Origin of the sequence: Streptomyces sp. NPDC087440 (genome assembly GCF_044744005.1) — a bacterium.
GTDB lineage: Bacteria > Actinomycetota > Actinomycetes > Streptomycetales > Streptomycetaceae > Streptomyces.
The window spans coordinates 183,219-205,136 of record NZ_JBIUXN010000009.1 but is presented as its reverse complement, the minus strand read 5'-3'; the positions used below and the strand labels follow the sequence as shown (position 1 = coordinate 205,136).

The following is a 21,918-nucleotide window of genomic DNA, read 5'->3' as shown; positions in this document are numbered from 1 at the left end:
TCCCCGTCCCCGAGGTGCGGGCGGACGGCGCCGGTGCGCGGGATGTCCCCGTCCCCGAGGTGCGGGCGGACGGCGCCGGTGCGCGGGATGTCCCCGTCCCCGAGGTGCGGGCGGACGGCGCCGGTGCGCGGGATGTCCCCGCCTCCGCAGTACAGGCGGACCCCGTCGGGGCCGAACCGCCGCCCGTTTCGGGCACGCCCTTCTCCGCCGCGCCCGCCGACCGGGCCGCGTCCCCCGGAGCTCCGGCCGACCAGGAGCCGTCCACTGCCCCAGGGGCGGGCGGCGAAGCCGTTCCGGGCCCGCTGGCCCGCCTTGCCGCGCTGCACGGTGTCGCCGCCTCCTACGCGCCCTCCGAGGACCGCACCGTCCACGTCCCCGAGGACACCGTCGTCGCCGTGCTCGCCGCCCTGGACGTCGACGCACGCACCCCCGAAGCCGTGGACGCCGCTCTCGCCGCCCACGACGCCCGCGCCCGCACCGCGGTCCTCCCGGCCACGCTCGTCCTGTGGCAGGGCGCCCAGAGCGTCCCCGACGCCCTCGCGGCGCTCCCCGAGGGCACCGCGCTGCGCGTAACCACCGAACAGGGCGAGGACCGCACCTGGCCCGCCCCGGCCCCCGCGCACCGCGACGGCCCCGCCCGCACCGCCGAGGGCGACCACTGGGCCGACCTGCCCCCGGGCGTCCACCGGCTGGCCGCCCGGCTGCCCGACGGCCGTGAGGCCTCCTGCCACCTTGTCGTCGCCCCCGCGCGCGTGCCCGCGGCCGAGGGCCCCCGGCACGGCTTCCTCGTCCAGCTGTACTCCCTGCTGTCCACCCGCTCCTGGGGCATGGGCGACCTCGGCGACCTCGCCGAACTCGCCGCCTGGGCCGGGCGCTCACTGGGCGCGGGCTTCGTCCAGGTCAACCCGCTGCACGCCGCCGTCCCCGGCACACCGACCGACCCCTCCCCGTACCGCCCCTCCTCCCGGCGCTTCCCCGACCCCGTGCACCTGCGGATCGAGGACGTACCGGAGTTCGCCTACGTCACCGGCTCCGGCGACCGCGCCCGCCTGGACGACCTCCTCACCCGGGCCGCCGCCCTGCGCGACGGCGTGCTGTCCGAGGGCGCCCTGCTCGACCGGGACGCCGTGTGGGCGCTCAAGAGGGAGGCGCTGGAGATCCTGTACGAGGTGCCGCTGAGCCCCGGCCGCCGCGCCGCCTACTGCGACTTCCTCGCCGAACAGGGCGCCGCGCTGGAGGACCACGCCACCTGGTGCGCCCTCGTCGACACCCACGGCCCCGACCGCGGCCGCTGGCCCGGCGCACTCGCCGACCGGGACTCCGCCGACACCGCCCGCGAGCGCGCCGGGCTGGCGCAGCTCGTCGACTTCCACTGCCGGGCCGTCTGGCTCACCGACTGCCAGCTCGCCGCGGCCCAGCGCGCCGCGCGCGAGGCGGGCATGGCCGTCGGCCTCGTGCACGATCTGGCGGTCGGCGTGCACCCCGACGGCTCCGACACCTGGGCCCAGGCGCACGCGTACGCACCCGGCATGTCCGTGGGCGCACCCCCGGACGCCTTCAACTCCCGCGGCCAGGACTGGGGCCTGCCGCCCTGGCGGCCGGACGTGCTCGCCGAGACCGGCTACGCCCCGTACCGCAGTCTGCTCCGCAACCTCCTGCGGCATGCGGGAGCCGTCCGCATCGACCACGTGATGGGCCTCTTCCGGCTGTGGTGGGTGCCCGCCGGACGGCCGCCCACGGACGGCGCCTACGTCCGTTACGACGCCGAGGCGATGCTCGCCGTCCTCGTCCTGGAGGCGCACCGGGCCGGGGCCGTCGTCGTCGGTGAGGACCTGGGCACGGTGGAACCCGGTGTCCGTGACGCACTGGCCGCGCGCGGGGTGCTCGGCACCTCCGTCCTGTGGTTCGAACGGGACTGGTCCGGCACCGGCCGCCCGCTGGCACCCGACGCCTGGCGGGAGGGCTGCGTCGCCACCGCCACCACCCACGACCTGCCGTCCACCGCGGCCCGCCTCACCGGTGACCACGTCGCCCTGCGGCACCGCCTGGGCCTGCTCACCCGCCCCCTGGCGCAGGAACGTGCCGAGGACGCCGCGGAAGTCACCGACTGGCTCACGTATCTCACCCGACTGGGCCTGCTGCCCGAGGGCGGCGACGACGAGGAGGCCGCGATCCGGGCCGTGCACCGCTTCCTGCTGCGCACCCCCGCCCGCATGGTCGGCATCTGGCTGCCCGACGCGGTGGGCGACCGCCGCCCGCAGAACCTCCCCGGCACCTGGGACCAGTACCCCAACTGGCGGCTGCCCCTCGCCGACGCCACCGGCCGCCCCCTCACCCTGGAGGAACTGGCCGCCTCCCCCCGCCTGCACACCCTCCTGGAGGTGTTCCGCGCGGCGTCCGGCACCGGTGCGAGGACCGGGACGAAACCCCTTACGGCACCCCCGGGCGAGCGCCCCGCTTAGGCGTTCGCTACTTTTGCACCGTGGACAAGAAGAACGCTCTGCGCGCCGGCGCTGTCGCGACCGGTACGACGCTGATGATGCTGCTCCTGTCGTCTCCCGCGCTCGCGGCCGTACGGGACGACGGTGACGACCCGGGCAAGGGCCTGAGCGTCGCGGAGACCCTGGGTCTCTTCGTCGCGGCCCCGATCGGCCTGTTCGTGATCATCGCCGGTCTGGTGATGGTGCTCGACAAGTCGCGCAAGCAGGTCTGACACCGGACTTCGCCTCTCCGAGGGCGTCGGCGTCCCGTACTCACCCGTACGGCACGTCGGCGCCCTCGGCGCGTTCGCCCGCACTCCCATCATTCGCTTCTGCTGAACAGTCACGTCGAAAAGTTTCGATGGACCTGAACAGCACCCGGGTGTGACGGTGATGACCTCACCGATCACCGCGACACCCAGGGGGACAGCGATGGCAGTGCTCGACCGCACACCGGACGACACCACCGAACCAAGCACCACACCCGGCGCGACCGACGCGGGCACCAGCACCGGTGCCACCGAACCGAGCACCACCCCCGGTGCCACCGAACCGAGCACCGGCACCGGTGCGACCGCGACCAGCACCACCCCCGGTGCGACCCTCCGCAAGGGCGCCGGGCTCGGGCTCCTGCTCGCCGCCGTCGCCACCGTCGTCTGGTCCGGCAGCTTCGTCACCTCCCGCGGTCTGCACGACTCCGTGCCACCGATCCAGGCCGCCTTCTGGCGCTGGATCGTCGCCCTGCTCGCCGTCGCCCCCTTCGCCGTCCGCGAGACCTGGCGCCAGCGCGCCGTCCTCCGCCGGCGCCTCGGCTTCGTCACCCTCGCGGCACTGCTCGGCGTCACCGTCTACAACACCCTGGTCAACCAGGCCGGACTGGACACCCCCGCCGGAACCATGGGCATGATCATGGCCGCCTCGCCCGTCGTCATGGCGGTGTACGAGCGCCTCGGCGGCCACAGGCTCGGCGCGCGCCGGGTCGTCGGCATGCTGATCGCCTGCGTCGGCGTACTGCTCCTGGTGGGCCGGGGCTCCCTCGCCCCCGACCTCTCGGCGGGCGCCCTGTGGATGATCGCCGCCGCCCTGTGCTTCGGTTCCTACAGTGCACTGCTGCGCCGCAAGCCCGCCGAGATCGGCGGACTGGCCTTCCTCTTCAGCACGTTCGTCCTCGGCGCCCTGATGCTGGCACCCGTGTACGGCGTCAGCCTCGCCGTCCAGGGCGGCTTCGCGGCACGCGCCACCACCGTCGGCCCGCTCGTCTACGTCGGCGTCTTCTCCTCCGCCGTCGCCTTCTTCGCCTGGAACAAGGCGATCTCCCTCATCGGCGCCGCCCGCGCGGGCATCGTCTACTACCTCCAGCCGGTGTGCGTGGCCCTGCTGTCGTACGTCGTCCTGGGTGAGCGGACCGGACCCCTCCAGGTCCTGTGCATGGCGCTCATCCTGGGCGGCGTGGTCCTGGGCGCCGCCACCGGCCCCACCACCGGTCCCGCGAAGCCGCAGAAGGCCCGATAAGTTGCGGGTCATGACCGAGTGGGACATCAAGAAGCTGCGCATCCTGCGGACCCTGCGCGAGAGGGGCACCGTGACGGCCACCGCCGAAGCGCTGCTGATGACACCGTCGGCCGTCTCCCAGCAACTCTCCAACCTCGCCAAACAGCTCGACGTGACACTCCTGGAGGCGCACGGCCGCAGGGTCCGCCTCACCGACGCCGCCCACCTCGTGCTCCGGCACGCGGAGGCGGTGTTCGCGCAACTGGAACGCGCGGAGGCCGAGTTGGAGGGCTACGCCAAGGGCGACGCGGGCCAGGTGCGCATCGGCGCCTTCTCCACCGCCGTGCCCGCCCTCGTCGTACCCGCCGTACGACGCCTGCGCGAGACACATCCGGGCCTGGAGGTACGGGTGCGGGAGGCAGAGGCCGCCGAGGCGTACGAACTCCTCTCCGACGGCGCCGTCGACCTCGCCCTCTCGCTCGCCGCGCACGCGCCCACCGCACGCGACCCGCAGTTCGCCCGCATCCCCCTGCTCGCCGACCCCCTCGACGTGGCGCTCCCCACGCACCACCCGCTCGCCGCCGCCCCCGGACTGCGCCTCGCGGACCTCTCCGGCGAGGCATGGATCTTCGGCGGCAGCGGCCCCTGGTCGGAGATCACCACCGCCGCCTGCGAGGCGGCGGGCTTCGTGCCCGTGCAGGCGCACAGCGCCGCCGGATGGACGGCGATCCTCGCCATGGTCGAGGCGGGCATGGGAGTCGCCCTCATCCCGCGCATGGCAGCCGCCGAGCGCCGCACCGGTGTCGTCATGCGTGTCCTGGAGGCGGACCAGCCGCGCCGCCACGTGGTGGCCGCGGTCCGCCGGGGCGCGGAGGACGGCCCCGCGGTGGGCCGGGCACTGGCAGCCCTGCGGGCGATCGCGGGAGAGCGGACCTGAGCCGGACCCCGACGGCAACCGTTCAGTTCTGCTTCAAAGCCTGTGCGGAAACTTTCGATAGACCTGGGTATTGTCGGGCGGCCACAGTGGTACCCATGACGACCAACGAGAGCGACCCGCACGCCAACGACGCAGCCCCCTACGGCGGAGGCGACCCGTACGCCGACTACCGCAGTGCGGGCGACCTCCCGTTCACCGAGCTCGTCGACCTCGCCGACCGTCGCCTCGGCGCCGGTGTCATCGCCGCCAACGACGAGTTCTTCGCCGAGCGCGAGAACCTCCTCATCCGCGAGCGCGCCGTCTTCGACCCGGAGCACTTCGGGCACAAGGGCAAGATCATGGACGGCTGGGAGACCCGCCGCCGCCGTGGCGTCGACGCCACCCGCCCCTTCCCCGAGGTCGAGGACCACGACTGGGCGATCATCCGCCTCGGCGCGGCCGGCGTCATCCGCGGCATCATCGTCGACACCGCCCACTTCCGCGGCAACTACCCGCAGCGCGTCAGCATCCAGGCGACCGCCGTCGAGGGCTCCCCGAGCGCCGAGCAGCTCCTCGCCGACGACGTGAAGTGGGAGGAGATCGTCCCCGTCACGCCCGTCAAGGGACACGCGGCCAACGCCTTCGAGATCAACGTCGAGCGCCGCTTCACCCACGTCCGCCTGTGCCAGCACCCCGACGGCGGCATCGCCCGCCTGCGCGTGCACGGCGAGGTCGTCCCGGACCCCGAGTGGCTCCAGCTGCTGGGCACCGTCGACCTCATCGCCGTACAGAACGGCGGCACCTACGAGGACGCGTCCGACAAGTTCTACTCCTCGCCCACCCAGATCATCCTGCCGGGCACCTCCCGCAAGATGGACGACGGCTGGGAGAACCGCCGCCGCCGGGTGCGCGACACCAACGACTGGGTGCGCTTCAAGCTCGTCGCCCAGGGTGCGATCCGCGCCGTCGAGATCGACACCGCCTACCTCAAGGGCAACTCCGCCGGGTGGATCGCGCTCAGCGGCCGCAACGGCGACACCGGCGACTGGTTCGAGATCCTGCCGCGCACCAAGCTGCAGCCCGACACCCTGCACCGCTTCAAGCTCGCCGCGCAGGCCGTCGCCACCCACGTGCGCCTGGACGCCTTCCCCGACGGCGGCGTCGCCCGCATGCGCCTGCACGGCACCGTCACCGAGCAGGGCCAGGCCGAACTCAAGGCCCGCTACGAGGACCTGAGCAACTAGCACTCCGGGGCCGGAAGGCTCCCGCAGACTCCGTGCGTGCGGTGGACAGCGATCCCGCACGCACGGGAACAACAGAGGGCCCCGGCGCACACCCACCCGCGCCGGGGCCCTCCTTTCACGCTCGCAACAGCGTCACGAAGGACGCCCGCACCCGTGTTACGAAGCGGCAGCCTCGTCGGCCGCCTGCGCCTTCAGCGCCCGCTCCACACCGGAGCGCGACTCCGACACCAGCCGCCGCAGCGCCGCACTCGGCTCGGCAGACGCCAGCCAGGTGTCCGTCGCGTCCAGCGTCTCCTGCGACACCTGGAGCGTGGGGTAGAGCCCCACCGCGATCTGCTGCGCGATCTCGTGCGAGCGGGAGTCCCACACACCCTTGACCGCGGCGAAGTACTTCTCCATGTACGGCAGCAGCAGTTCGCGCTGGTCGGTCTGCACGAAGCCGCCGATGACCGCCTCCTGGAGGGAGTTGGTCAGCTCGTCGGACTCCACGACCGACGCCCACGCCTCCGCCTTCGCGGCCTCCGTGGGACGCGCCGCACGGGCCGACGCCGCGTGCTGCTGGCCCGCCGAGGTGTTGTCGCGCTCCAGCTCCGCCGCGATCTCGTCCTCGTCGACGACGCCGACGGCCGCCAGACGGTTCACGAACGCCCACCGGAGGTCGGTGTCGACGGCCAGGCCCTCGACGGACTCCGAGCCCTCCAGGAGCCCGCGCAGCAGGTCCAGCTGCTGCGGCGTGCGCGCCGTCGCGGCGAACGCCCGCGCCCACGCCAGCTGGTGGTCGCTGCCCGGCTCCGCCGAGCGCAGGTGCGCCAGCGTCGCGTCGGTCCACTGGTTGAGCCCCGCCTCGCGCCAGGACGGCGCCGCGTACAGGTCCAGCGCCAGCTTCACCTGGCGGTGCAGCGACTGCACCACACCGATGTCGGACTCCTTGGAGATGCCGGAGAGCACCAGCGACAGGTAGTCGCGGGTCGCCAGCTCGCCGTCGCGCGTCATGTCCCACGCCGACGCCCAGGACAGGGCGCGCGGCAGCGACTCGGTGAAGTCGCCCAGGTGCTCGGTGACGAACGCCAGCGACGCCTCGTCCAGACGCACCTTGGCGTAACTCAGGTCGTCGTCGTTCAGGAGCACCACGGCCGGACGCGCACGACCCACCAGGGCGTCCACGGCGGTCAGTTCGCCGTCGACGTCCAGCTCGATGCGGTCGGTGCGCACCAGCTTGCCCGCGCCGTCCAGGTCGTACAGGCCGATCGCGATGCGGTGCGGGCGCAGCGTCGAGACGCCCTTGGCGCCGACGGGCAGCGCCGGGGCCTCCTGCTTGACGGAGAACGCGGTGATGACGCCGTCGGCGTCCGTCTCGATCTCCGGGCGCAGGATGTTGATCCCGGCCGTCTGGAGCCACTTCTGCGACCACGTCTTCAGGTCGCGGCCGCTCGTCTGCTCCAGCGCGCCCAGCAGGTCGCTCAGCTGCGTGTTGCCGAAGGCGTGCGCCTTGAAGTACGCCTGCACACCCGCGAAGAACTCGTCCATGCCGACGTACGCCACGAGCTGCTTGAGCACGGACGCGCCCTTGGCGTACGTGATGCCGTCGAAGTTGACCAGCACGTCGTCCAGGTCACGGATGTCCGCCATGATCGGGTGCGTGGAGGGCAGCTGGTCCTGGCGGTAGGCCCAGGTCTTCATGGAGTTCGCGAACGTCGTCCAGGAGTGCGGCCACTTCGAGCCCTCGGCGTACGCCTGGCAGGCGATCGAGGTGTACGTGGCGAACGACTCGTTCAACCACAGGTCGTTCCACCACTCCATGGTGACGAGGTCGCCGAACCACATGTGCGCGAGCTCGTGCAGGATCGTCTCGGCGCGCGTCTCGTACGCGGCGTCCGTGACCTTCGAGCGGAACACGTACTGGTCGCGGATGGTCACCGCGCCCGCGTTCTCCATCGCGCCCGCGTTGAACTCCGGCACGAAGAGCTGGTCGTACTTCGCGAACGGGTAGTTGTAGTCGAACTTCTCCTGGAACCAGTCGAAGCCCTGTCGCGTGACCGCGAAGATCTCCTCGGCGTCCAGGTGCTCGGCCAGCGAGGGACGGCAGTAGATGCCCAGCGGCACCCGCTGCCCGTCCTTGCCCTCGTACACCGAGTGCACCGCGTGGTACGGGCCCACGATCAGCGCGGTGATGTACGTCGAGATGCGCGGCGTCGGCTCGAACGTCCAGATGTCGTCCTTGGGCTCCGGCGTCGGCGAGTTCGAGATCACGGTCCAGCCCGCCGGGGCCTTCACGGTGAACTGGAAGGTCGCCTTCAGGTCGGGCTGCTCGAACGACGCGAACACCCGGCGCGCGTCCGGCACCTCGAACTGCGTGTACAGGTACGCCTGCGAGTCGACCGGGTCGACGAAACGGTGCAGACCCTCACCGGTGTTGGTGTACGCGCAGTCCGCGACGACCTTCAGCTCGTTGTCCCCGCCGCGCAGCGACGGCAGAGCGATGCGCGAGTCGGCGAACACCGTCTTCGCGTCCAGCGCCTCGCCGTTCAGCACCACCTCGTGCACGGCCGGCGCGACCAGGTCGATGAAACTGGCGGCCCCGTCCTCGGCGGACGTGAAGCGCACCGTGGTCACCGAGCGGTAGGTACCGCCCTCCTGCGCACCACTGAGGTCGAGCTCGACCTCGTACGCATCAACCGTGAGCAGCCGCGCGCGCTCCTGCGCCTCTTCGCGGGTCAGATTGGTACCGGGCACCCTGTCATCTCCTCGGATCGTGACGTTCTGGGCCATCCTTCCACGGCACGGGGCACTGTCGGCAGTGAGATGTACGGTCGGACCGGGCGCATACGACAAGGGCGGTGACACCGGAGGACCCGGTGTCACCGCCCTGTGTACGACAGGGGTGCGTCAGCCCTTGAGCTCCGCCGCCACCAGCTCCGCGATCTGCACCGCGTTCAGCGCGGCACCCTTGCGCAGGTTGTCGCCGGAGAGGAACAGCGCGAGGCCGTTGTCGACGGTCTCGTCGACCCGGATGCGGCCGACGTAGGAGACGTCCTGCCCTGCCGCCTCAAGAGGCGTCGGGATCTCCGAGAGCGCCACGCCCGGTGCTCCGCCGAGCAGCTCGTACGCGCGCTCCACGCCGAGCGGACGCTCGAAGCGCAGGTTCACCTGGAGCGAGTGGCCGGAGAAGACCGGCACGCGCACACAGGTGCCGGAGACCTTCAGCTCCGGGATCTCCAGGATCTTGCGGGACTCGTTGCGGAGCTTCTGCTCCTCGTCGGTCTCGAAGGAACCGTCGTCGACGATCGAGCCCGCCAGCGGCAGCACGTTGAACGCGATCGGCCGCTGGTAGACGTTCGGCTCGGGCAGCTCGACCTTGTCGCCGCCGTGGGTGAGCTCGGCCGCCTGGTCGACGACCTTCTTGACCTGCCCGTCGAGCTCGGCGACACCGGCCAGACCGGAACCGGACACGGCCTGGTAGGTGGTGGCGATCAGCGCGGTCAGCCCGGCCTCCTCGTGGAGGGGCTTGAGCACCGGCATCGCGGCCATCGTCGTGCAGTTCGGGTTGGCGATGATGCCCTTGGGGCGGTCCGCCACCGCGTGCGGGTTGACCTCGGACACCACGAGCGGGACCTCGGGGTCACGGCGCCAGGCGGAGGAGTTGTCGATGACGACGGCGCCCTGGGCGGCGACCTTCTCGGCGAGGGCCTTGGAGGTGGCGCCACCGGCGGAGAAGATCACGATGTCCAGACCGGTGTAGTCGGCCTGCGAGGCGTCCTCGATGGTGACGGGCTTGCCGTCCCACTCCAGCGTGGAACCGGCGGAGCGTGCCGAGGCGAACAGGCGCAGCTCCGTGACCGGGAACTTCCGCTCCGCGAGGATGCGCAGTACAACGCCGCCGACCTGACCGGTGGCTCCGACGATTCCGACCCTCACAGTGACTCCTCAGTCCTTTGTGCGCAGGCGTGCTGACCTGCTGCGTGTGCAGGCGTGGCGACCTGCGGCGATGGCACCCATGATGCGGGAGGTGCCGTCCGGCTTGTCCAATCGATTGTCCGAGGGGCGGACCACCGTGCCGTGAAGTGTCCGCAGAGCGGACAGCCGACACCGGATTTCCCGAACCTCCGGACACAGAGCCCCTGCCCCCTTCATGCTCTGGCCATGACTGTGACAAAGAACAAGTGGGAACCGACCCACGGCGACCCCTACCGGCCGGTTCCCTACGCCCCCGCCCGGATGGACGCGGCCGAATCCCTGGCCCGCGCCGCCGAGCTGCGCACCCGCATGGACGAGCGCCGCACGGTCCGCCAGTTCTCCACCGACCCCGTCCCCGACCAGGTGATCCGCGACGCCATCGCCTGCGGCGCCACCGCCCCCTCCGGCGCCCACCAGCAGCCCTGGACCTTCGTCCTGGTCAAGGACCCGGACGTCCGACGGCAGATACGCGAGGCCGCCGAGGCCGAGGAACAGATCTCGTACGACGGACGGCTCGGCGAGGAGTGGCTCGAAGCGCTCCGTCCGCTGGGCACCGACGAGGTCAAGCCGCACCTCACCGACGCCCCCGCCCTGATCGTCGTCTTCCAGCAGCGCTTCTGGCTCGCCGAGGACGGCACCAAGCGCAAGCACTACTACGTCGACGAGTCGGTCGGCATCGCGGTCGGCATGCTCCTGTCCGCCCTCCACCTCTCCGGCCTCGCCGCCCTCATCCACACCCCGAGCCCCATGCGTTTCCTCTCCGAGGTGCTGCACCGCCCGGTCAACGAGAAGGCGTTCGCGGTCATCCCGGTCGGCTACCCGGCGGACGACTGCCAGGTCCCGGACCTGGTCCGCAAGTCCCTCGACCAGGTCATGGTCGAGATCTGACCAACACCCCGGACTCCCTCCGGGTGAACGTTTCGCCGCCCTGGTACGTCCAGGGGGAAACGCGGTTCGGGGGGAGGCAGTGGTGCGAACGACGACGGACGCCGCAGCGGGCGGTGATCTGCTCGATCCGGCCCAGGTGCGCCGGGTCAGGGCCGTACTGGCCCTGGGCGGCGTGCCCGGGACCGACCTCGCCGACGGACTCCAGCAGGTGCGGCTGCGCCTGCTGGAGCGCCGGGCCAAGGGCGCGGAGATGCCCCGGGACACCGGCGCCTGGGCGGCCGCCGTGGCCTCGAACATCGCGGTGGACTGGCACCGCAGCCGCACCCGGCAGGAACGCCTCGGCGCCCGCCTGACCGCGCTCCCCACATGGGGCGACGGCGCGCGGAGCCCCGAGGACCGGCTGCTCACCCTCGTCGTCGCCGACGGCCTCGACGCGCTCGCGGACCTGCACCGGCAGGTGGTGGTGCTGAGGTTCTACGCCGACCTGTCCGTGCCGCAGATCGCGGAGGCGCTCGGCATCCCCGCGGGGACGGTCAAGAGCCGCCTCCACACCGCGATGCGGACGCTGCGGCAGCGGCTCACGGAGACGGAGGAGGGGGCATGACGGTGGAACACGAGAACCTGGACGACCCGGCGACCGAGGCCCTGCTGCGCGAGCAGCTGGCGCTCATCGGCGGGATGCTGGCGGACGACAGCGACGGCGACAGCCACAGCGACAGCCACAGCACAGGCGCGGACCCCGACCCGCACCCGCACCCGCACAAACCGTCCCGCAAGCGCGCCCGCTTCGTGGCCGCATCCGTCCTCGGCCTGGCGGCGGCAGCGCTCATCGCCCTCCTCGTCGTCCCCCCGTCGGCCGACGAGGAACAGGCCAAGCCGACCACGGAGGGCCTCGTCGCCTGCGCCCGCCTCATCGCCGAGGGCACGGTGTCCCGGGTGGAGCGGGCGGACGGCGACGCCGTGCGGGTCGTGCTCGCCGTGGAGCGCCGCCTGAAGCCCGCCGAGGGCGGTAGCGAGGAGGAGTTCCTGGTGCCCCGGGCGGAGAAGCAGAGCTTCGCCGTCGGCACACGCATGCTGGTGAACGTCTCCCGCTTCCCCGAGGAACCGGTGCTGGAGTTCACGGGCACCGACATCGCCCCCACCTGGGAGTGGATGTCCGCCGCGCACCACCCTGGCGACACCGGCTGCGAGGGGCCCGCCTGAGCACCGGTGCCGGTGCGCGTTCTCGCACCGGCACCGGACGCACGGAAGGGGCGGGCCGGAGACTTCCCGGCCCGCCCCTCACACGTACAACAAGATCAGTCCGTCACCGGACCACTGGACTGCGGGACTACTGGACGACCTTGTCGATCTGCACGCTGCCCGTGCCCGCGACCGTGCCGCGTGCGTTCAGCAGCTGCACCTGGCCGAAGAACTGACGGCCCTCCGGTGCGGCGCCACCGACGTTCACCGAGGCCGAGACCTGGGCGGACGCGCCGCCCGCGAGCTTGACGGTCTTCGACTCGTCGGTCGTGACGGTGCCGAGCGCCGGCGCGAAGAACACGTCGCGGTAGTCGTACGTGGTGGTGCCGGCCGGAACCGAGTAGCCGTCCACGACGATCGTGTACGTACCGGCGGCGGGCTTGACCAGGCTGACGGCCTCCTCGGAGTCGCCGTCCGCGGCCTTGCCGACCTCCTTGCCGTCCTTCAGGACCACCAGGTCCAGGTCGGCCTTCGCGTCGGAGACCTTGCCGATGGCGACGTCGAGGCGCTCGACGCCCTCACCCAGGACGACCGTGGTCTGCTGCGTCTCACCCTGCTTGATGGTCGGCGTGGCGACCTTCGCGGAGCCCAGCGAGCCGCCCTTCAGCTTGCCGTCGATCGCGCCGAACTTGTTGGTGACCTTCCACTCGACGGGGGCCGGCGTGCCGACCTTCGCCTCGGGGACGATCTTGACGGCCGGGTCGAAGTCCGCGCCCAGCAGCGTCACGTCCAGCGTGTACGGGTTGTCGAGCAGCGGCGACGTGCGGCGCGCCTCGACCTCGATCTCCCAGACGCCCGGCGCCGGGTCCGCGTAGGAGCGGACGTCGGGGCGGCAGGTGTTCGCCGGGTTGTTGTAGTTGGGGTAGCAGAAGGTGGTGGTCGTCGGGTCGGACGGGACACCGTAGGGGTGGATCGAGATGAACCGGGTCTGGCTGCCCGCGGCGAGCCCGCTCAGCGCCACTTCGAGGTTCTTCGCGCCCGCGGGGACGTTCAGGAAGTACGAGGTGGGAGCGTTGCGCTGGACCGTGCCGGTCTTCTTCAGCGCGTACGCCGGCTTCGCGACCTCGTCCGAGACGACGACTGTGGTGAGGATCTGCTTGTCGATGCCCTCGGTGGCGTTGTCCGACAGCTCCAGCACGGCGCTGTGGATGCCGCCGGAGCGCGGCTGCGCGGACACCTTCACCGTCACCGGCTGGTTCAGGGGCAGCTTCACGACGTCGTCGCCGACGACCTTGAAGGTGCCGTCGTTGTTCTCGAAGTGCAGCTCGTGGCGGACGGCACCGGCCGGGCCCGTGGTGCGGGTGACGGTGATGTCGTACGTCTTCTTCTGACCGACCTTCAGGCCGCCCTCGCGGTCGTAGAGACCGGTGCCGAAGCCGGGCGTCTTGAGTGCCTGGTCGATCGCGGTGTCGACCGGGGCCTTCACCGTGTACTCGTGCGCGGTGGCGCCCTTCTTCAGGGACTTCCACGCGTCGACGACGTTGATGAGACCGGCGCCCTGCTCGTGCGCCTGCGCACCCTTGATGTGGTCCGCCTGGCTGACCAGCGCGGTGCGCAGCTTCGCCGGGGTGAGGTCCAGCTTCGCCTGCTTGGCGGCCGAGATCAGCAGCGCCGAGGCGCCCGCCGCCTGCGGGGAGGCCATCGAGGTGCCCTGGAGCATCGAGTAACCGGCGGGCAGGTCGTAGCCGGACTCCAGGGTCGGGCCGCCGGGCAGCCAGGTCTGCGTGGTGTTGATCGCCGCACCGGGCGCGGTGATGGTCGGCGCGAAACCGCCGTCCTCACGCGGGCCGCGCGAGGAGAACGGCATCATCGCGTACTTGGTCTTCACGACCGAGCCGTAGTTGGCCGCCCAGGTCTCCTTGGAGATGGACGCGCCCACCGAGATCACCTTGTCGGCGAGACCGGGGTCGCCGATGGTGTTGGTGCCCGGGCCGCTGTTGCCGGCCGAGATGACCAGCTGCACGCCGTAGGTGTCGATCAGGCGGGTGTACAGCTCGGCGCGGGCGTTGTTGCCGTCGTTGAGCGCGGGCAGGCCGCCGATCGACATGTTGACGATGTCGACGCCGCGGTTCTTGACCAGGTCGGTCATGCCCTCGGTCAGCGCGATGTTGGAGCAGCCGCCGTCCCAGGAGCAGGCGCGGGAGGACACCAGCTTGGCGCCCGGAGCGGCGCCGTTCATCGTGCCGCCGAAGAGCTGGTTGGCGGCGGTGATGCCCGCGACGTGGGTGCCGTGCTCGCTCTCGATGACGCCGATGTTGACGAAGTCGGCCTTGGCGCCGGCCGCGTTGTAGACGACGTCCTTGCGGTACTCGACCACGAACGGGACCTGCTCGGCGACGTCCGTCGCCGGGTTGTCCTTGCCGAAGTACCCGACCTGGAACTTGTCCTTGTACGGGCTCATCGCGGTCTCGTCGGCGAAGTCGCCGTCGTTGTCCAGGTCCACGCGCACCGTCCCGGCGGCCTGGTCGTACAGCACGCCCCAGACGTCGGTGGTGTCGCCGTCGCGGTTCAGGTCGCCCTTGGCGTCGCCGCCGGCGGTGACGTTCTCGCGGAAGACGTTGAACTTGTAGTTGCCCGCGGGCGCCGTCCAGGTCCGACCGCCGGCCGTGAAGGTCGGGCCGCTGACGTCGGTCAGCATCGCGCGCCAGGTGCCGTCGCCGTCGGCCACCGGGTCCGTCGCCGTCACCCAGTCGACGATCTTGCGCTCGCCGGTGGTGGTCTTCTGCAGGGCCGGGTGACCGAGGTCGACGCCGGAGTCCAGGATGCCGATGGTGACGCCGCGGCCGTCCGCCTTCGGGTTCTTCTTCACGAAGTCGACGGCGCCCGTCTCGAAGGACGGGTTGTACGGGTTCTCCGCGGGGGTGTTCTTCCCCGGCGCCGGGTACGCGCCCTTGCCGGCCACGGCGGCGCCCTTGGCGCGGTCGCCGGACGGCGTCGGGTCGTCCAGCTTGATGTCCTGCTTGAGGTCGATCGCGTGGACGCTGGAGAGCTTCGCGGCCGCCTTCAGCGCGGCCTCGGCCTTCGCGATGGGCAGCGTGGCCCGTACGTAGCCGAGTGCGTCGTCCGTACGTCCGACACTCGCCCCGGCGACGCCGTCGAAGTGGGCCTTGACCTGCTCGGTCGCACCCGGCGCGGTCGCCACCATCACGGTGACGTCCTTCGCGCCCGAGGTCTGCGCCTCGGTGAGCAGCGCCTCGTCGACGCTGCCGAGCTTGGCCTCGGCGGACTTGGGGGCCGGGGGAGTGGGGTCCGGAGCGTCCGCGGCGAAGGCGGGCAGCGGCGCGGTCGCACACAGAGCGGCGACCAGCGAGGCCGCGAAGGCTATTCGCGCGGTACGTCTGACACCGCCCGCGCGGGGCGCGGAGGGCTGGGGGGTGGCGGTCATGTGCATCCCTGAATGTGAAGGATCTGGAAGAAATCCGGACGGAACTTTGTAAGAAAGGGTTCGGATTTCGGTGCCCAATGACCGGTCAGCATGTCGTAAGTGACAGTTGTTTGGGGAGAGTTGACTGAGGTGTAATCGTCCCGGGCGTGAACCCGCCACTGGCACATCACCGCCGTACGGGAACCGGATGCCCGCTGCACGCGAACCGGGGACGTTCCGGACGCCTGTCGCACACGTACCGGACGTCTGTCGCGCACGTGACCGGACACCCGTCGCGTATGTACCGGACACCCGTCGCACGGGACTCCCGCCGCACCCGTTTGCCCCCGATCCGGGTGCGCGGGGGCGCGTACCGCCTAGCCTCTCCAGATGAACGCAGAGTTGAGAGTGGCCGCCTACGCCGTGTGCGTACGGGACGAGAAGGTGCTGCTGGCCCGCTGGGTGGCCCGGGACGGCGCGAAACGCTGGACGCTGCCGGGCGGCGGCCTCGAACACGGCGAGGACCCGCTGGAGGCGGTCGTCCGCGAGGTCGACGAGGAGACCGGTTACGCCGTCGAACCGGTGCAGCTCCTCGGACTGGACTCCATCCGGCGGCGCTACCCGCGCCGCCTCGGCTCCTTCGCGGACTTCCAGGGACTGCGCATCGTGTACGAGGCGAAGATCACCGGCGGCGAGCTGCGCCACGAGACGGGCGGCTCCACCGACCTCGCCGCCTGGCACCCCCTCGCGTCGGTCACCTCCCTCGACCGGGTCGAACTCGTCGACACCGGTCTGGAGCTGTGGCGCACCCGGCCGGCCAACGGCCGGGTGAAGACCACGTCCTGACGCCCGGCACCCGCGCGGCGGGGAGCACCGGCAGGACCCGCGGGCCCCGCCGGACGCCGACCGCGGCCCAGGTCGCCGTCGCCCACCGGCTCATCGGGGGAGGACGACCACGTAGGCGGCCGGGTCGCGGTCCACGGACGCCATGAGCGCCGTGCGCACCACGGCCGCCTGCTGGTCCATCGCCTCCCGCAGCTTCTTCGGCGTCAGGTGCACGACGGTGATGCCCAGACGCTCCAGGTGCTCACGCTTGCGCGCGTACTCCGACCACAGCGCGTCCTCGTCCTGCCGGGGCGCCCGGGTGTCCAGCTCGACCGCCACCGACTGGTCCGGCCAGAACGCGTCCACCCCGCCCAGGTGCGGCCCGCCCGGCAGCCTGAGGTCGACGTTCCACAGCGGGTCCGGCAGCCCGAAGTCGCTCACCATCGCGTACAGCCGGTCCTCGGCGATCGAGCGGCCCTCCGCCAGCAGGGCGTCCACCGCGTCGCTCACGTGCGGCCGGGTCAGCAGCCGGGCCAGGTTCAACTCGCGCACGATCGCCGCCGGTTCGCAGTGCCCGCCGCGCACCGCCTCCGCCAGGATCAGGCGCACCGTGTTCGCGTCGCTCAGGTGCGCCACCGCGTCCGCGACCGCCCGCGCCACCGGGGCCACCGGCAGCCCGGTGATCACCTGGGTGCCGGGCAGCGCGTGCGCCCGTACGATCCGCACGAAACCGACCGAGCGCAGCCGCCGGGTGCGCGGCACCATCACGTCGATGTGCTCCAGGCCCAGCAGTGGCGGCGCCGAGGTGAACCGGTGCAGGGCCAGCGCCGCCAGCCCGGTGATCACCGCGCCCTCCTCGCCCCGGCCGGTGTACAGCAGCGCCGCGTGCAGCCGCTCCTCGCTGGTCGCCGCCCCCTGGTGCAGCAGGAACACCCCCGGCAGCATTTGCTGCCACGGACCGCCCGCCCGGCACTGCGCCGACGCCTTCGCCGCCGAGACACCGTGCTCGCGCAGCGAAGCGGTCGTCAGCACCCGGCGCTGGACGTCGGTGAGGTGGCTCAGCGGCAGGGCGCGGGCGGCGGCCTCCGCGGCGCTCGCGGACACCTCGGGGGAGCCCGTCCGGGGCTTGGGGGTTGTGTGCGACTGCGGGGCCGACGGGGCCGGGTGCGACGGGGGAGTGGACTGCGCCTGGGGGTGCGTGTCGTTGTTCATGCCGACGACTTTCCCGCCCGCACCCCGGTCTCTAACCGCTGTTACAGTCCCGTCGACATTCCGGGACAACCCCGCCCTAAAGTACGGCTGTTCGACTGCCGAGCAGTACCCCGGGCGGGGTTCGGGAAACCTGCGTCCCCCTGCGGCCTTCGGGCCGCGTCCGTGACGGCCCCCAGGCCGCGTCCGTGGCCGTCAGGCCGCGTCGCACTCCTGTGCCCGCTGTGCCCGCGCCAGGTCGTCCCGCGCCTCCAGCACCAGGCGCCGCAGCGCCGGAGCCGCCTCCTGGTGGGCGGACAGCCACGCGTCGGTGGCGGCCAGCGTGGCGGCGGGGTCCTGGAGCGAGGGGTACAGGTCGCGGACGATCAGGACGCCGATCTGGATGGAACGCTCGGCCCACACCCGCTCGATCGCCGCGAAGTACTTCTGTGCGTACGGCGCGAGCAGCTCGCGCTGACTGCCCCGCACGAACCCGGCGTTGGTGGCCTCCACCAGCGCGTTGGACAGTGCGTCGGACTCCACCACCGTCGCCCACGCCTGCGCCTTGACCGCCTCCGAGGGGCGCGAGGCCAGGCACCGGACCTGGTGCCGCTTTCCGGACGCCGTGTCGTCGCGGGCGAGTTCGGCGTTGATCGCCTGCTCGTCGGCGCGCCCGTGCGCCGCCAGGGGCGACAGGAACGCCCAGCGCAGCTCCTGGTCGACGTCCAGGCCGTCGATCCGGGCCGTACCCGCCAGCAGCCCTTCCAGGAGCTGGTAGTCGGCGTCCGAGGACGCCACGGAGGCGAAGAAGCGCGCCCAGGTGAGCTGGTGCTGGCTGCCCGGCTCGGCGTTCCGCAGCTCGCGCAGCGCCCCCTCGGCGAGCTGGCGTGCGCTCTCCTCGCGCGACGCGGGCGCCACATAGTGGGTGAGCGCCGTCAGTGTCCAGGCGTGGAGCATCTGCAGCACACCGATGTCGGACTCACGGCCCGCGAACCGCAGCACCAGGTCGAGGAAGTCCCGGGCGGGCATCAGGGCGTCCCGGGTGAGGTTCCACAGCGCCGACCAGCACAGGGCGCGGGCCAGCGGGTCGGTGATGTCCCCGAGGTGGGCGCGCAGGGTCTCCAGGGAGCCCTCGTCGAAGCGGATCTTGCAGTACGTCAGGTCGTCGTCGTTGACGAGGACCAGCGCGGGCTTCTCCGCCCCCGCCAGCTCCGCCACCACCGTGCGCGGACCCGCCACGTCCGTCTCGGTACGGGCGTAGCGCACCAGCGCACCGCCCTCCAGCCGGTACAGGCCCACCGCGACCCGGTGCGGGCGCAGCTCCGGGTGCGACGGGGCTGCCTCCTGCACGACCGCCAGCTCGGTGATGCGGCCCTCGGTGTCGTACGTCACCACCGGGGTGAGCGCGTTGACCCCGGCCGTCTGCAGCCAGGCCCGGGACCACTCGCCCAGGTCCCGGCCGCTGGTCTCCTCCAGCGCCGAAAGCAGGTCGCCGAGCTGGGTGTTGCCGTACGCGTGCGCCGTGAAGTAGCGGCGGGCACCCTCCAGGAAGGCGTCCCGGCCGACGTACGCCACCAGCTGCTTGAGCACGGAGGCGCCCTTGGCGTACGTGATGCCGTCGAAGTTCAGCTTCGCGTCCTCCAGGTCACGGATGTCGGCCGTGATCGGGTGCGTGGAGGGCAGCTGGTCGGCGCGGTACGCCCACGCCTTGCGGCGGTTGGTGAAGGTGATCCAGCCGTCGGTGAAACGGGTGGCCTCCACCATCGAGAAGGAGCCCATGAAGTCCGCGAAGGACTCCTTCAGCCACAGGTCGTCCCACCACTGCATGGTGACCAGGTCGCCGAACCACATGTGCGCCATCTCGTGCAGGATGACGTTCGCGCGTCCCTCGTACGCCGAGTTCGTGGTCTTCCCGCGGAAGATGAACTCCTCGCGGAACGTCACCAGGCCCGGGTTCTCCATCGCACCGAGGTTGTACTCCGGCACGAAGGCCTGGTCGTACTTCCCGAAGGGGTACGGGTAGTCGAAGTTGTCGTGGAAGAAGTCCAGGCCCTGCTTGGTGATCAGGAAGACGTCGTCCGCGTCGAAGTGCTTCGCGAGCCCCTTGCGGCACATCGCGCCGAGCGGGATCTCCAGCGTCGTGCCGTCGGCGAAGGTGCGCGTGTAGCTGTCGGTGACGTAGTGGTAGGGGCCGGCCACCACGGCGGTGATGTACGTCGAGATCGGCTTGGTCTCGGCGAACGTCCAGACACCGTCCTCCAGGGTGCCCGCGCCGTTGCTCCACGCCGTCCAGCCCTCGGGCGCCTGCACCGAGAAACGGTAGGGGGCCTTCAGGTCGGGCTGCTCGAAGTTGGCGTACACCCGGCGCGAGTCGGCAGGCTCGTACTGCGTGTAGAGATAGACCTCGCCGTCCTCCGGGTCGACGAAGCGGTGCATGCCCTCACCGGTGCGGCTGTAGGCGCAGTTGGCGTCGACCACCAGGACGTTCTCCGCCCGGAGGTCGTCCAGGGCGACCCGGGCCCCGTCGAAGGCCTTCGCGGGGTCCAGCTGCGTGCCGTTGAGGGTCACCGCGTTCACCGAGGGGGCGACCAGGTCCGCGAACGTGGAGGCACCGGGCGTGGTGGCCCGGAAGCGGATCGTCGTCACCGAGCGGAACGTGCGCGGGCCGTCCCCCTCGTGGTCGCCGACGGCGGACCGCAGGTCGAGCGCGACCTCGTAACCGTCGACGGACAGCAGCTCGGCCCGCTTCTGGGCTTCGTCGCGGGACAGGTTCTCACCGGGCACGGGCACTCCTTCGTGACACGTCGGACGATGTTCGACGGCTTCTCGAAACAGGTCCGATCCTCCCATGTGCTCCTTACGGGGCGTACACGGGAATGCGACGGTGCCCACCGTGGTTGTGTGGCGCACAGCGCGCGACTTCTTGAAACATCCATGAGGAGAGACATGTCCGAGAACGCGAAGACCCCGGCCGACTTCTGGTTCGACCCGCTGTGCCCCTGGGCGTGGATGACCTCGCGCTGGATGCTGGAGGTCGAAAAGGTGCGCCCGGTGGAGGTCACCTGGCACGTCATGAGCCTGGCCGTCCTCAACGAGGGCCGCGACGACCTGCCGGAGCAGTACCGCGAGGCCATGAAGACGGCCTGGGGTCCGGTACGCGTCGTCATCGCCGCCCAGCAGCTGCACGGCGAGGAGATCACCGGGGCGCTCTACACCGCGCTCGGCACGCGCATCCACAACGAGGGCCGCGGCATCACCGACGAGGTCATCGCCGAAGCCCTCGCCGAGGTCGGTCTCCCCGCCGAACTCCTCTCGTACGCCACCACCGACACGTACGACAAGGAGCTGCGCGCCTCGCACCAGTCGGGCATCTCGCTGGTCGGCGAGGACGTCGGCACACCGGTCATCGCGGTGCCCGGGGCGGACGGCGAGAAGGTCGCCTTCTTCGGCCCGGTCGTCACCCCGGCCCCCAAGGGCGAGGACGCGGCCCGCCTGTGGGACGGCACCCTGCTGGTCGCCGCCACCCCCGGCTTCTTCGAGCTGAAGCGCACCCGCACCCAGGGCCCGGTCTTCGACTGACCCCCGGGTCCCGGGCCCTCGCACCCGTGCGGCGGTCCCGTCCCGCGCACCGGTGCCGGGGCCCCGAGTGCCCCGCCCAACAGGCGCGACGCGTCCACCCCGCTTAGCGTCCCCCTATGGAGACAGGCGCGATACACGGCGACAGCCACATAGGCACGGACACGGCCGACACCGGGACCGCCCTCATATCCGGCGGCCCCGACTCCTCCCCGTACCTGCCGAACGACAACGCCCCCCATGCCACCCTGCCCGTCCGCCCGACCGACCGAGCGGTGCGGGCAGGGTGTTTCGCCCTCGCCCGTCTCTGGTGGCTGACCGGCCTGCGCCACGCCTCCGGCACCCTGCACCACTACCTCACCGGCACCGGTGCCACCTACCGCCTCGACGCCAGCACCCTCGTCGCCCTCCCGCCCGTGCGCGCCGCCGTCAACGCCCGCCTCATGGAGGCCGAGGCGGGACAGTGGTCGCACCGCGACACCTGGCACGGCGTCACCGTCACCCCCGCCACCAGCCCCGACTGGTGGCTCGCCGTCCGTGGCGTCCAGTTCCGCGTCGAGCGCCCGAACCCGCACTACTACCGGGTGGAGTTCCACAAGACCTGGAACTTCGACCGGGGCGAGACCGCGTTCGGCATCCCCTTCACCCTCTTCGCCCGCCTCCACGAAACGGGCCTCGCCCAGGAGTTCGTCGCCGTCGGCCGCACCGGCTACCTCCCCCGGTGACGTTCGTACCCCCGCCTCTGCCCGA

The 21,918-nt window shown here is 71.7% G+C and carries 16 protein-coding genes; 11 read left to right on the top strand and 5 right to left on the bottom strand.

What is annotated here, in order from left to right:
- Positions 1–302 precede the first annotated feature (302 nt).
- From malQ to alc, 5 genes are all read left to right on the top strand, one after another.
- On the top strand, positions 303–2,462 hold the full coding sequence (gene malQ / locus ACIO3O_RS20130; RefSeq protein WP_401747740.1) for a 4-alpha-glucanotransferase: 2,160 nt from the start codon (positions 303–305) through the stop codon (positions 2,460–2,462).
- 20 nt (positions 2,463–2,482) lie between these two features.
- Complete coding sequence (locus ACIO3O_RS20125) at positions 2,483–2,713, top strand: hypothetical protein (RefSeq protein ID WP_401747560.1); 231 nt, start codon at positions 2,483–2,485, stop codon at positions 2,711–2,713.
- 199 nt (positions 2,714–2,912) lie between these two features.
- Complete coding sequence (locus tag ACIO3O_RS20120; RefSeq protein WP_401747557.1) at positions 2,913–3,992, top strand: DMT family transporter; 1,080 nt, start codon at positions 2,913–2,915, stop codon at positions 3,990–3,992.
- Positions 3,993–4,002: 10 nt separating this feature from the next.
- Entirely contained in the window at positions 4,003–4,908 is a 906-nt protein-coding gene (locus ACIO3O_RS20115) for a LysR family transcriptional regulator (RefSeq protein WP_401747555.1), read from the top strand.
- 95 nt (positions 4,909–5,003) lie between these two features.
- Positions 5,004–6,131: an allantoicase gene (alc, locus tag ACIO3O_RS20110; protein ID WP_401747552.1), complete on the top strand. Its 1,128-nt coding sequence runs from the start codon at positions 5,004–5,006 to the stop codon at positions 6,129–6,131.
- Between the two features lie 156 nt (positions 6,132–6,287).
- Here the strand turns inward: alc and pepN (ACIO3O_RS20105) are convergent, their stop codons facing one another.
- Both pepN (ACIO3O_RS20105) and ACIO3O_RS20100 read right to left on the bottom strand, forming a co-directional pair.
- On the bottom strand, positions 6,288–8,864 hold the full coding sequence (gene pepN, locus ACIO3O_RS20105; protein ID WP_401747549.1) for an aminopeptidase N: 2,577 nt from the start codon (positions 8,862–8,864) through the stop codon (positions 6,288–6,290).
- A gap of 153 nt (positions 8,865–9,017) precedes the next feature.
- Positions 9,018–10,046, bottom strand: a complete 1,029-nt coding sequence (locus ACIO3O_RS20100; RefSeq protein ID WP_401747546.1) for an aspartate-semialdehyde dehydrogenase — start codon at positions 10,044–10,046, stop codon at positions 9,018–9,020.
- A 225-nt stretch (positions 10,047–10,271) separates the two neighbouring features.
- Between ACIO3O_RS20100 and ACIO3O_RS20095 the strand changes: the two genes are divergently transcribed.
- The 3 genes from ACIO3O_RS20095 to ACIO3O_RS20085 all read left to right on the top strand — a co-directional run bounded on the left by ACIO3O_RS20095 (position 10,272) and on the right by ACIO3O_RS20085 (position 12,176).
- Positions 10,272–10,973, top strand: a complete 702-nt coding sequence (locus ACIO3O_RS20095; RefSeq protein ID WP_401747543.1) for a nitroreductase family protein — start codon at positions 10,272–10,274, stop codon at positions 10,971–10,973.
- A gap of 82 nt (positions 10,974–11,055) precedes the next feature.
- Positions 11,056–11,577 (top strand): RNA polymerase sigma factor, encoded by a 522-nt coding sequence (locus ACIO3O_RS20090; protein WP_401747540.1) that lies wholly within the window; start codon positions 11,056–11,058, stop codon positions 11,575–11,577.
- Entirely contained in the window at positions 11,574–12,176 is a 603-nt protein-coding gene (locus ACIO3O_RS20085; protein WP_401747537.1) for a hypothetical protein, read from the top strand. The genes ACIO3O_RS20090 and ACIO3O_RS20085 overlap by 4 nt, the downstream gene beginning before the upstream one ends.
- A gap of 127 nt (positions 12,177–12,303) precedes the next feature.
- Here the strand turns inward: ACIO3O_RS20085 and ACIO3O_RS20080 are convergent, their stop codons facing one another.
- The gene (locus ACIO3O_RS20080) at positions 12,304–15,600 is read right to left on the bottom strand and encodes a S8 family serine peptidase (protein WP_401747534.1); all 3,297 of its coding nucleotides are present in this window, start codon (positions 15,598–15,600) and stop codon (positions 12,304–12,306) included.
- A gap of 369 nt (positions 15,601–15,969) precedes the next feature.
- Here ACIO3O_RS20080 and ACIO3O_RS20075 point away from each other — a divergent pair, with 369 nt between their 5' ends.
- Positions 15,970–16,425: an NUDIX hydrolase gene (locus tag ACIO3O_RS20075; protein ID WP_401747532.1), complete on the top strand. Its 456-nt coding sequence runs from the start codon at positions 15,970–15,972 to the stop codon at positions 16,423–16,425.
- 90 nt (positions 16,426–16,515) lie between these two features.
- Here the strand turns inward: ACIO3O_RS20075 and ACIO3O_RS20070 are convergent, their stop codons facing one another.
- Together ACIO3O_RS20070 and pepN (ACIO3O_RS20065) are read right to left on the bottom strand one after the other, a co-directional pair.
- On the bottom strand, positions 16,516–17,685 hold the full coding sequence (locus ACIO3O_RS20070; RefSeq protein ID WP_401747530.1) for a hypothetical protein: 1,170 nt from the start codon (positions 17,683–17,685) through the stop codon (positions 16,516–16,518).
- A gap of 123 nt (positions 17,686–17,808) precedes the next feature.
- A complete protein-coding gene (gene pepN / locus ACIO3O_RS20065) occupies positions 17,809–20,376 on the bottom strand; it encodes an aminopeptidase N (protein WP_401747528.1) in 2,568 nt (855 codons plus the stop codon).
- 162 nt (positions 20,377–20,538) lie between these two features.
- Between pepN (ACIO3O_RS20065) and ACIO3O_RS20060 the strand changes: the two genes are divergently transcribed.
- Positions 20,539–21,171 (top strand): DsbA family protein, encoded by a 633-nt coding sequence (locus tag ACIO3O_RS20060; RefSeq protein ID WP_401747525.1) that lies wholly within the window; start codon positions 20,539–20,541, stop codon positions 21,169–21,171.
- Between the two features lie 116 nt (positions 21,172–21,287).
- Positions 21,288–21,893 (top strand): hypothetical protein, encoded by a 606-nt coding sequence (locus ACIO3O_RS20055; protein WP_401747522.1) that lies wholly within the window; start codon positions 21,288–21,290, stop codon positions 21,891–21,893.
- Positions 21,894–21,918: the final 25 nt, after the last annotated feature.

Bases quoted from the DNA above. Each gene is read 5' to 3' on its own strand.
- ACIO3O_RS20115 (WP_401747555.1), top strand. From the start codon at position 4,003: ATGACCGAGTGGGACATCAAGAAGCTGCGCATCCTGCGGACCCTGCGC.
- ACIO3O_RS20075 (WP_401747532.1), top strand. From the start codon at position 15,970: ATGAACGCAGAGTTGAGAGTGGCCGCCTACGCCGTGTGCGTACGGGAC.
- ACIO3O_RS20095 (WP_401747543.1), top strand. From the start codon at position 10,272: ATGACTGTGACAAAGAACAAGTGGGAACCGACCCACGGCGACCCCTAC.
- ACIO3O_RS20080 (WP_401747534.1), bottom strand. From the start codon at position 15,600: ATGACCGCCACCCCCCAGCCCTCCGCGCCCCGCGCGGGCGGTGTCAGA.
- ACIO3O_RS20120 (WP_401747557.1), top strand. From the start codon at position 2,913: ATGGCAGTGCTCGACCGCACACCGGACGACACCACCGAACCAAGCACC.
- ACIO3O_RS20055 (WP_401747522.1), top strand. From the start codon at position 21,288: ATGGAGACAGGCGCGATACACGGCGACAGCCACATAGGCACGGACACG.
- ACIO3O_RS20060 (WP_401747525.1), top strand. From the start codon at position 20,539: ATGTCCGAGAACGCGAAGACCCCGGCCGACTTCTGGTTCGACCCGCTG.
- ACIO3O_RS20085 (WP_401747537.1), top strand. From the start codon at position 11,574: ATGACGGTGGAACACGAGAACCTGGACGACCCGGCGACCGAGGCCCTG.
- alc (WP_401747552.1), top strand. From the start codon at position 5,004: ATGACGACCAACGAGAGCGACCCGCACGCCAACGACGCAGCCCCCTAC.